At 28.5% G+C, this 11831-nt stretch carries 11 protein-coding genes; 10 read left to right on the forward strand and 1 reads right to left on the reverse strand.

The features are described from left to right. Positions 1-342: a plasmid mobilization protein gene (locus tag GAN53_RS06750; protein ID WP_151410337.1), complete on the reverse strand. Its 342-nt coding sequence runs from the start codon at positions 340-342 to the stop codon at positions 1-3. Positions 343-674: 332 nt separating this feature from the next. Here GAN53_RS06750 and GAN53_RS06755 point away from each other — a divergent pair, with 332 nt between their 5' ends. From GAN53_RS06755 to GAN53_RS06795, 10 genes are all read left to right on the forward strand, one after another. Beyond that, complete coding sequence (locus tag GAN53_RS06755) at positions 675-1268, forward strand: TetR/AcrR family transcriptional regulator (protein ID WP_151410339.1); 594 nt, start codon at positions 675-677, stop codon at positions 1266-1268. 17 nt (positions 1269-1285) lie between these two features. After that, positions 1286-1867: an MptD family putative ECF transporter S component gene (locus tag GAN53_RS06760; RefSeq protein WP_002841816.1), complete on the forward strand. Its 582-nt coding sequence runs from the start codon at positions 1286-1288 to the stop codon at positions 1865-1867. 24 nt (positions 1868-1891) lie between these two features. Then, positions 1892-2593: an energy-coupling factor transporter transmembrane component T gene (locus tag GAN53_RS06765; RefSeq protein WP_151410342.1), complete on the forward strand. Its 702-nt coding sequence runs from the start codon at positions 1892-1894 to the stop codon at positions 2591-2593. After that, the gene (locus GAN53_RS06770) at positions 2586-3977 is read left to right on the forward strand and encodes an ATP-binding cassette domain-containing protein (RefSeq protein WP_151410344.1); all 1392 of its coding nucleotides are present in this window, start codon (positions 2586-2588) and stop codon (positions 3975-3977) included. The genes GAN53_RS06765 and GAN53_RS06770 overlap by 8 nt, the downstream gene beginning before the upstream one ends. Before the next feature lie 24 nt (positions 3978-4001). After that, positions 4002-5717 (forward strand): ABC transporter ATP-binding protein, encoded by a 1716-nt coding sequence (locus tag GAN53_RS06775; protein ID WP_151410345.1) that lies wholly within the window; start codon positions 4002-4004, stop codon positions 5715-5717. A 10-nt stretch (positions 5718-5727) separates the two neighbouring features. Further along, on the forward strand, positions 5728-7464 hold the full coding sequence (locus tag GAN53_RS06780) for an ABC transporter ATP-binding protein (RefSeq protein WP_151410347.1): 1737 nt from the start codon (positions 5728-5730) through the stop codon (positions 7462-7464). A gap of 304 nt (positions 7465-7768) precedes the next feature. Beyond that, positions 7769-7903 carry a hypothetical protein gene (locus tag GAN53_RS09940; RefSeq protein ID WP_263969952.1) on the forward strand — a complete coding sequence of 45 codons (135 nt, stop codon included), beginning with the start codon at positions 7769-7771 and terminating at the stop codon, positions 7901-7903. Between the two features lie 55 nt (positions 7904-7958). Next, complete coding sequence (locus tag GAN53_RS06785) at positions 7959-9788, forward strand: recombinase family protein (RefSeq protein WP_151410349.1); 1830 nt, start codon at positions 7959-7961, stop codon at positions 9786-9788. 52 nt (positions 9789-9840) lie between these two features. After that, positions 9841-10581, forward strand: coding sequence for a hypothetical protein (locus GAN53_RS06790; protein ID WP_192574101.1), 741 nt, complete (start codon positions 9841-9843; stop codon positions 10579-10581). Positions 10582-10754: 173 nt separating this feature from the next. Beyond that, positions 10755-11783, forward strand: a complete 1029-nt coding sequence (locus GAN53_RS06795) for a S66 peptidase family protein (protein ID WP_151410353.1) — start codon at positions 10755-10757, stop codon at positions 11781-11783. Positions 11784-11831 lie beyond the last annotated feature (48 nt).

Consider the following 11831-nt stretch of genomic DNA (forward strand, 5'->3'; position numbering starts at 1 on the left):
TCATTTTGATTTATTAAGAAGTAGGGAATGAATCTGCAATATTTCTCTTGATAATTTTTCTATTTCTTTATTCATTGCTTCAATTTCATTTTTGTAAATAACACCAGTTGTATTAGTAGCTTTTGCAATCTGGTTTATATTATTTGTTGCATTTGAAAGTAGCCATTGTAGATTTCTAAATGGTTCTAAATCTACTACATAAATTTCTTTTTCTAATACACATTTCCTAAGAAAGTGGGACATAGTTTTGCAATTTGCAAGTCTCATTTTCTTTTCAAAAACTTCTTTTTCTTCCTTAGTTAGTTTTATTTCTATTCTTTCATTTCTAAATCTATTTGCCATTTTATTCTCCTTTATAAAATATATTTCGGGGTCTTAGGGTTATCCCTAACAAGGTAAAAATTAAAAAAAATGGAGCATTCCGTAAAGGTTTGCTCCATTAATTTTTTCGTAAGTGTCCGTACACTTACTGTGCTTGCTATTAAAGTTATAAGCGTTAAGCGTATATTAAGTTATGGTTAATTATACCGCATTTAAAGAAATTAATAAAGAAGTATATGGTAGATTAAATCCAAATTATTAATTTGTTTGATATTGAAAATAACTTTCAATTAAGCTATAATAAAAACCGAGGGATACCTCGGTAAAATCATCAAATGTGAGGAGGTCTTTTATTGAAGGATAAGGAATTAAAAGTTGGTCAAATAAGAAAAAAAGAAATTCGAAATGCAGCAATGAGATGTTTTTTGAATAAAGGATTTCAGAATACAACAATGGAAGATGTGATTAAAGAAGTTGGCATGAGCACAGGTGGTGTCTATCATCATTATAAAAGCACAGCTGAAATGCTTAAAGATTTAATGCTTGATGGAAATCAGTATAGAAATAATTTAATTGATAATTATTTAGAAGCTCACATAGGTCAAGATAAATATGAACAGATGAGTGAAATTTTAGTGGATAAGTGTCTACCAGATACAGATATTACTAAGGTTTATTCTCTTTTATTACAATCAAAAAAATATAATGAAGATTTAGAAAAGATGTTTCAAGATTTGAAAACAGAAACAGTAAATCAATTAGATTCAATATCTAATAAATTAGGAATTGATTCAAAGATTTTTGAAGATGGTTTTTTAGTAAATTATATAAATGGAATGATATTAAGCTCGCAAGTTCTTAATGCAAGAGATTCATATGATGAGAATAGGAAATATCTAAAAGATACAATTTTAAATTATATTTTAGATTTAGAAAAAAATAGATAACTAAGGAGGTTTCAGAAATGAATAAAAAATTAGAAGTTAGAGATTTAATTAATGTTGGTTTGTTTGCAGTACTTGGGTTTATTTTTATGCTAATAGGCTCATTTACAGCTATGGTTCCTGTTTTGATGCCAATTGTTCCCTTAGTACAGGGAATTTTAGTTGGACCTAGTAACATGCTTTTTTCAACAAAAATTAAGAAGCCAGGAATGCTTTTTATTCAAACAATGCTAATATCTTTAGCTTATGTCATCATGGGTCATGGTCCATGGGCACTTTTAACAGGAGCAATTGCAGGATTTATTGGAGAAATAATATTAAAATCAGGCTCTTATGACAGTAAAGGAAAATCTAGATTAGCATTTTCTTTTTCAAGTCTTTGCACTTTAGGAAACTATGTTCCGATTATCATCTCAAGAAATGAGTATGCACAAGGGCTTTTAAATCAAGGTTATAATCAAGAATTTATTGACACAATGATGAAAGTTATGCCTGATTGGATTTTAATAGTTATGGCTATTTTAGGATTTATTGGTGCTTTTGTAGGTTGTAGCTTAGGAATTGTGTTTTTGAAAAAACATTTTTCAAAAATTGGTAAGTAAGAATTAGGGAGCGGGTTATTAGATATGATAAGGATAGATTTTAGAGCAAAATTATTTTTAATGATGGTTATTTCTTTTATTATGACAATTGGAAATATTCAAAGCCTAAATCCTATATATTATGTATTAATATGTATGCTCCCTACTTTTTTATTATTTTTATCTGGACATATAAAATCCGGGATTAAATCAATCATACTTTTTATAATATTGAATATTATAGAAATTAATATTAGGGAATTAAATGATTCTATAATATTATCACTTATACACATACTTATAATTATAATAAAAAGAGTTTTTGCACCTATGGTTATGGGAAATTATATAATTTTAACGACTAGTGTAGGAGAAGCAATTTGTTCATTAAAAAAGGTGAAGTGTCCTGATCAGATAGCCATTCCTGTTGCGGTTATGGTTAGATATTTTTATGCAACAAGAATTGAGTATAGACAAATAAAACAAGCTATTTATTTGAGGGGTATAAGTTTTAAGAAATTTTTAAAGAATCCTATTTTATTAATTGAATATAGGATAATCCCACTATTGATGACCCTATCAAATTCTGCTGATGAATTGACAGTAGCTTCATTAACTAAGGGTCTTGCTGTCAATCAAAATAGATCAAATATTAGAGAAGCAAAGTTAACATTTGCTGACTATTTAATTTTTTTTGTTTCTATTTTAGTTTTATTTTTTTATATAAGAGGTAGAAAATATGCTTAAAATAAGAAAGCTTGATTTATCTTTTGATGATGAAAATATCTTAAAAAATCTAAATTTTGAATGTAAAGCTGGTGAAATTACAGTTATTACAGGACATTCTGGATGTGGAAAAAGCACACTATTAAAAGCAATTAATGGAGTAATACCTGAATACCTTGATGCTAATATTAATGGAGAAATAAAATATAACAGCCTAGATTTACTTAGTAAAAATATATTTGAAAGATCATGTATTATTTCAAATGTATTTCAAAATCCAAAATCTCAATTTTACTGTATGAATTCCACTGAGGAGTTAGCCTTTCAGCTAGAAAATAGAAATACTGACAAGTCAGAGATAATCAATAGAATAAAGAAATACTCAAAACTCTTAAATATAGAATACTTATTAGACAAAAATATATTTGATTTATCTGGTGGAGAAAAGCAAATGATAGCACTTGCAGCTTGTGCAATTTCTGAAAATGATATTATTTTATTAGATGAACCATCTTCATCATTAGATAATGAATCTATAGAAAGGTTAAAAAAAGCCTTAGTGAAATTAAAAGAATTAAATAAGATAATAATTGTTGTGGAACATAGATTATTTTATTTAAAAGATATAATGGATAGGCTCTGTATTATTGATAATGAGTCTTTAATTTCATACGAAAAAGAAGATTTAAATGATTATAATTTGAAAGCTATTGCAGAAGGATATGGACTTAGAACATTTAATAAAATAGAGAAAAGTGATTTAGAGATTAATAAATATTATAAAGTGAATTTATTGGATGATAAAAATAATTTTAGCAATGGAGATTTATCATGTCATAATTTTAAGAAAAAATATGAAAAGAATAAAATTTTTGACTTTAGTATTTCCTTTAATAAGGGAGTAAATTTTATCATTGGAAAAAATGGAATAGGGAAAAGTACTTTCATTAAATTATTGACCGGTACTACAAAAGGTCACGGAGATGTATTTGTTAATCAAAAAAAAGTTACAAAACAAAATAAAGAAATTTTTATGGTAATGCAAGATCCTAGCTCCCAGCTTTTTACAGAAAGTGTATTATCGGAAGTATCAACAGTAAGTGAAGATAAAAGCCTAAATGAAAAAATGTTGGAAAAGATGGGATTATTATCAAAGCTTGAAAAACATCCTCAAAGTTTATCGGGAGGAGAGAAGCAAAGATTGTTGATTGCTATAGCAAGGCTTAGTAATAAACCTATTATTATCTTAGATGAGCCTACAAGTGGATTATGTAAACCACAGATGAATACATTAATTAATTTCCTACACGCTATGGAGAGAGAAGGAAAACTCATTATAATTATTACACACGATTATGAGTTTATAAAAAACTGTGGGGGTAATATTTATGAGTTTTCAAAATAAAATATTTTAGAATGGAGGAGTGTTGTGGACTATTTAAAACGCATTTGGGAATATGCAGAAACAGAGAAAAAGTGGATTAAACTTGCTATTTTCCTTTCTAGTATAGGGGTTTTATGTGGAATTATGCCATATATTTTTGCTAGCAGCATTATAAATAATCTAATTCAAAGGAATCATGATACTAAATATTACATGTTACTATGTCTATTTATATTTCTTGGATATAGCTTAAAATCAATTTTATATTCATTTGCACTAAAAATTTCTCATAAAGCAACCTTTTCAATTTTAAAGAACTTAAGAATAAGTATAGCTCAAAAACTTCCTAGAATGCCTTTAGGAAAGATTATAGACACAAGTAGTGGAGAATTTAAAACAACCATTGTTGACCAAGTAGAAAAAATGGAAAGACCATTAGCTCATTTGCTTCCAGAAATGACGGCAAATATATTAGGACCGCTATTTATCATTATTTATTTATTAATCATTGATTGGAGATTGGCAATTCTTTCTTTAGTTTCAATTCCAGTTGGTATGATGTTTATGGGTTTAATTATGAAAGATTACGCAAGTGATTATGCTAAATCTGTTGAGGTCAATACTAATATGAATAAGTCAATTGTTGAATATATCAATGGAATTGAGGTTATAAAAACTTTTAATCAGGGTGAGAATTCCTATTCTAAATATGAGAATAGTATTTATGCAAATGCTGAATATTTTTATAAATGGATGAAGAAGACTCAATTTTCTATGTCGTTATCTAAAGCAATATCACCTACTACTTTGATAACGATACTGCCTATAGGTTTTTTGATGTATATAGGTGGTAGCCTAGAAATTAGTAGTTTTATAATGGTCATAATACTTTCATTAGGAGTAGCAGGTCCTTTATTAGCCGCAATTAATTTTATTGACAGTTTAGCACAAGTAGGAACAACAGTTAATAGAATAGATTCTATTTTAGCAGCTGATGAACAGATTCATAGCGATAATATAACTTATTTTGAGAACTATGATATTAAGATTAAGGATTTACATTTTGCATACGATGAAAACAAAGAAATTTTAAAGGGCGTAGATTTATTTGTAGAAGAAAATACAGTTAATGCTTTAGTTGGACCTTCAGGTTCTGGGAAGTCCACTATAGCAAAGCTTATTGCTGGGTATTGGGATATTAGTGATGGAGTAATTACTATTGGAGATAAAAATATATTAGATATTCCACTTAGACAACTATATGATTTGGTAGCATTTGTATCTCAAGACACTTTTCTTTTTAATGATACTGTGATGGAAAATATAAGAATGGGAAAGGTAAATGCTAGTGATGATGAAGTAATAGAAATGGCAAAAGCTTCGGGTTGTCATGAATTTATTATGTCATTAGAAAAAGGATATCAAACGATAGTAGGTTCTGGGGGAAGTAATTTATCTGGGGGAGAAAGGCAAAGAATTACTATAGCTCGAGCTATGCTTAAAAATGCACCAATTCTTATATTAGACGAAGCAACAGCTTATATAGATCCGGAAAATGAAGTTAAGTTACAAGAATCAATTTCTAAATTGATAGAGGGGAAAACTGTTATAATTATTGCTCATAGGCTATCTACTGTAACTGATGTAGATAAGATTTTTCTAGTTGAAGATGGAAAAATATCTTGTGCTGGTAATCATGAAGAATTACTAAATAAAAGCAATACTTATAAAGATATGTGGAGAGCAAATCTAAAAAAATAAGGAGTGCAAAATGATTAGTGGACTTAAAAAAATTTGGAACTTTGCAGATCTTGAGAAATCTAATTTAAATGTCTCTGTGGTCTTTGAGTTTATTTACGCCATATTTAATATGTTACAGATTGTAGCAATTTACATTGTATTAAACTCAATCTTTTCAGATAATAAAAATATGAAAGTTTCATTAATAGTTTTAATATTACTAACTTTAAGTATTATTGGAAGAAGCTATTTTAATTCTCTTGCCCAACTTAAACAGGTACACGCAGGATATTTTATGGTAGCTAATAAAAGAGTAGAAATAGGGAAACTTTTAAAAACTGTACCTATGGGATATTTTAATAGAAATAATACTGCTTATATAACAGGAATAACTACTTCAGTATTGGATGATATAGAAAATACTGCACCATTTATTCTAGTAGGTGTATTAAGTGGTTTAATAAATTCAATAGTTTTTACTTTAATGATTTTTATTTTTGAATTTAAACTAGGATGTATTGTTTTTATAGGAACATTATTATACTTGTGCGCCGTATCCTATATGGAAAAGAAGTCAAGAGTCAGTTCTGCTGCTAGGCAAAAATCTCAATCAGAACTTGTGCAAAGAACTTTAGAATATATACAAGGGCTTTTTGTAATAAAAGCTTTTAATCTTGAAGGTATAAGAGATAAGGAAATAATATCGTCTATTACTAAGAATGAAAAAGTAAACTTAGATATGGAAGAAAGTCTTACTCCCTATATCATAATTCAAGATATTATTATAGCTTTCTTTAGTGTTATTATGATAGCAACATCATTGCAATTATTTTTTAAGGGAAGTATGAATATTTCAGACGGGATAATGGGTATAATAATGTCCTTTCTAGCTTTTAATCATATAAAATCAACGGGTAGCGTATTAGCAACTTTAAGACTAGCAACAAGTTCTATTGAAGAAGTTGAAAAAACTATGAGTATGCCTAAAATCGATATAGATGGCAAAAACATAGATCCAGAAAAATGTGATATAGAATTTAATGAAGTTTCTTTTTCCTACGAGGATAAAAAAATATTAAAAAACATATCTTGTAAAATTAAAGAAAATACAATGACTGCAATTGTAGGACTTTCAGGTTCAGGGAAAACAACTATGTGCAATCTAATTTCCAGGTTTTGGGACGTTGATAAAGGAAGTATAAAGATAGGTGGAATAGATATAAGAAAATATAAGTTAGAATCACTTATGGAATTAATAAGTACAGTTTTCCAAGATGTATATCTCTTTGAAGATACAATTGAAAACAATATAAAATTTGGAAAACAAAATGCAAGCCATGAAGAAGTTGTCGAAGCTGCAAAGAAGGCAAGGTGCCATGAATTTATAGAAGCTTTACCTGAAGGATATGACACTATCATCGGAGAAGGTGGAGCAAGTCTATCTGGCGGAGAAAAACAAAGAATTTCCATAGCCAGAGCCATGCTAAAAGATGCAGATATAATTATCTTTGATGAAGCAACTGCAAATGTAGACCCAGAAAATGAAGATAAACTTAAAGAAGCAATAGAATCATTAACAAAAAATAAGACAGTAATTATGATTGCCCATAGACTAAAAACCATTAGAAATGCAGACCAGATTTTAGTCTTAAAAGATGGAGAAATAGTAGAACATGGAAATCATGAAGAACTGATTAAAAATAATGGACTTTATTCTGACCTTATCAATGCAAAAGCTAAGGCAGAATCATGGAAATTAAATAATTGATAGGAAGAAATATTAAAGTCTTTGAACAGGAAAATTTAGATTAGAGGATTTATGGCTAATAGCATAAGTCCTCTTTTTATGTTCAAATTAATCATTAAAACTCAAAAATACTAAAAAAATAAAAATTTTGGTTACCAAAGAGGGCAAAATTCACTTTATAAAGTGAGGGGTATTTTGTCATCTTTCTATAAAAATCAAAATACTTTGAAGTGCCAATATTGTTGAAATTGATTATGTGAGATTAGTATATTTCAAATTTAATCCACTTACCAATGCAAAAAAATAATTTACATAGGAGGTTAAAATGCAAGCAATAAAGATTTATAGCATGAGAGTTGCTATGCTCTGTAGAATTTATGAACTCAAACTAATAAATGATAAAGAATTCACCAAAATAAAGACTAGAATAGAAAATGATTATAAGAAGAATAGAAAGTAATTAATCTTGTGATATAATAACACTGTAGAAAGATACAAAATGGGAAGGAGGTAAAATGAATACTAAAGTAAAATTAATAAAAGCTTCAAATACAGGAGCTAGAAATAGAAATGCACTACATTTAGATTTAAAACGAGTTGCAGCATATTGTCGAGTAAGTACAGATAGTAAAGACCAACTTGAATCATATAAATCGCAAGTTGATTATTACACAAATCTAATAAAAAATAATAAGAACTGGACTCTGGCTGGTATATATGCAGATGAAGCAACAACAGGAACAACTGCCACTAAAAGAGCGGATTTCATGAGACTAATTAGTGATTGCCAAAATGGGGATATAGACATGATAATTACTAAATCTATATCAAGATTTGCTAGAAACACATTAGATACTTTGAAATATGTAAGACTTTTAAAGGAAAATAATGTTGGTGTAGTATTTGAAGAAGAAAATATAGATACTTTGACAATGGATGGAGAGCTATTACTAACAATATTAAGTTCAGTAGCTCAACAAGAAGTAGAAAATACCTCAGCCCATGTGAAAAAAGGACTGAAAATGAAAATGGAAAAAGGGGAACTTATTGGTTTTCAAGGTTGCCTTGGATATGATTATGATCCTATAACAAAAAGTATCTCTATAAATGAAGAGGAAGCTAAAATTGTTAGATATATCTTTAAAAGATATTTAGAGGGTAATGGTGGTTCAGTCATTGGCAGGGAATTAGAAGAACAAGGATATCTCACTCCTAGAGGTAAAACGAAATGGTCTGACACTACAGTGTTGGGGATAATTAAAAATGAAAAGTATATTGGTGATATACTAATGGGAAAGACCTTTACAGTTGATCCCATAACAAAAAGAAGACTAGCAAACTTTGGTGAATCTGATAAATACCACATTGAAAATCATCACGAGCCAATTATATCAAGAGAAGATTTTGAAAAGGCACAAGAGATTAGACTAAGGAGAGCACAAAATAGAAACACCATTGCTAACAAGGATAGAAAAAGAGAAAAACTATCAAGACAATACGCTTTTTCAAGTATGCTGGAATGTGGATTTTGTGGAGAAATACTTTCAAGAAGAACTTGGCACACAAGTTCAATTTATAAAAAAATTAACTGGCAATGTGTAAGGTCAACAAAAAAAGGTAAAAAATATTGCCCTCATTCAAAAGGAATACAAGAAGCAGCAATAGAAAAAGCATTTGTTGAAAGCTATAGGCAATTATGCCATGCGGATTCAACAGTAATAGATAACTTTTTAAAAATTGTAGAAGAAGAAATAAATGATAATACTTTAGTCAAAGATTTGAAAAAGTTAGAAAATCAATTAAATAGAATCATTAGTCAAGAAAGAAAGTTAGTTGATCTTCATTTAGAAGATAGTATAGACGAAGAAGTTTATGCTAAAAAGTATAAAAAACTTACAAAACAAAAAGAAGAATTACTTGATGAAAAGAAAACACTGGAACTAACAATAAAAGATGAAAATTCTATTAAAGAAAGACTAAAGCAATTTAAAAAGGTCTTAGAAAATAGAGAAATTATAGAGGAATTTAATAGACCAGTATTTGAAAGCATAGTTGATAAAGTCGTAGTGGGTAGAATTGATAAAGACGGAACAGTTCATCCTTATGACTTAACATTCTATTTCAAAACAGGAATTAAAGATAGTCAAAATTCTAATGATTACAAAGATAAAAGAAAAAACGCCAAAGACAATTATATTGATAAATTGTGCTCCTACAAGAATGACGAGGATAAAAAATTATGTTCCCAAGCAAAAGACAATGCATGTGGAGACATTGGTGTTGATGATAAGATACAATATTGTGAAATGATAAATTTGTTATATCTCCAACTATTTTTGGCTTAAAAATTGTTATTTATTAAATTAGTATAATTTAGAAACTTGTGGAGGTGCCCAAATGAAAATAGATTTCTATTATTGGGTGAGTATGTGCCCAATTAGTGCAGAAATATTAGATGTGATTAATAGATATAAAGCTAAAGTTAATATAAATACTTATGAAATATCTAATGATTTATCAGCTTGTAAAAATAAAAAAATATATTTTCCATTCTTAACTATAATTAATGATATTAATAGATATTATGGGCCAATTAATGATAAATTTATGGAAGAGCTTGCTTCAGGGATAATCCCAGTAGAAAAGCCATATATTCCTAAACTAGGCACTGAAAGTGTGACAAAAACTATAAAAGCAATTACAAAAGAAAATTACAATATTGCGTCTCAATGCACATCTAGGGTCAATTGTCTGGGGTGTGAAATGAAGATTAAAATGTATGATTCAATAAATGAAGGTATATATGGATTTATGAATGTTAATGGTAATAGCTTACTTGGTGGGGTTGAATTTGTTCCGTCTAATCTAGTACCTTACGACATTCCTAGAAGTGGCGAAACAGTATTTATAACATGTATTTATTTATCAAATGAAGATTATGATTATAAGTCTGCACCATTAATGGCTTTAGAAGATTATTTAAAAAATAAGTATAAAAAAGTACTTGTAATTTCAGATGAAATTGGGATTTTTCCAAATGGAAATTTAGACTTCTTTCTTAAGAATAATTATAAAGATGAAGCAATTGTGTTTGAAGATGATTATTGCAAGTTACATTTAATGTCAAAGATTTTGTAGTTTAGAATACTCGGTTTGTTTAAATAATCAGAATTATATTCTACAACAGACAGAACTCCTTGACGTACTTAGTGTTCACTAGTTCCATGTCGAGACTTTAGTATTTATGACAAGGAAATAAGAATACAAAATTTATAAGGTATTTATTTTTATTTAAGAATTTGGAGGAAATAATGATAAAGAAAATAGGAATTGTTAGTTTATCCAGTGGAATTTTGGGGGAAAGTTTTATTCAGCATGAAGTAAAAATAGGATTAGATAGATTAAATAAGCTAGGAGTAGAGATAGAGTTTTTACCTAATTCTCTGAAAGGCATTGATTTTTTAAAAAATCATCCAGAAGCTAGGGCAGATGATTTGCTACTTGCTTTTGAAGATGACACTATTGATATGATTTTATGTGCTATTGGTGGAGAAGATACTTATAGATTAGCGCCTTATCTGTTCGAAGGAGATAGATTAAAAAATATTGTTAATCAAAAACTTTTTTTAGGCTTTTCTGACTCAACAATAAATCACTTTATGCTAAATAAGCTTGGCATAAAAACATTTTATGGTCAGGCTTTCTTGTCGGATGTATGCGAACTATCTGATAATATGTTAGCTTATACAGAAAAATACTTTTTAGAGCTTATAAAAACGGGGAAAATAAAAGAGATACATCCAAGTGAAGTTTGGTATGAGGCAAGGGAAGATTTTAGCGAGAAGGCTATTGGAGTAGAAATGAAAAGTCATACTAATACTGGCTTTGAGCTTTTAAGAGGAAATCCTTTATTTAGTGGAGAAATTTTAGGCGGATGCATAGAATCAATATATGATATGTTCGATAATTCTAGATTTGAAGATACAGTAGAAATTTGCAGCAAATATGATTTATTTCCAAGCCTTGAGGCATGGAAGAATAAGATTTTACTTATAGAATCAAGTGAAGAAAAAACAAAACCAGATTTATATAGAAAAATGATACTTGCTCTAAAAGATTACGGCTTGTTTGATATATTATCGGGAATACTAGTAGGGAAACCTCAAAATGAAATCTATTATGAGGAGTATAAATCTATTTTATTAGAAGAAATTACTAATAAAGATTTACCTATTGTCTATAATATAAATATTGGACACTCAACTCCAAGATGTATAATTCCTTTTGGGGTAGAAGCAGAAGTACATGTAAGCAAACAAACAATCTCCTTTAATTATTAAACAAAATTGAGCTAAGCCATGAGCTGTTTTTTTCTTCTTTAGAATGAT

The sequence above is a fragment of the Anaerococcus sp. Marseille-P9784 genome (assembly GCF_902500265.1).
Lineage (GTDB): Bacteria > Bacillota > Clostridia > Tissierellales > Peptoniphilaceae > Anaerococcus.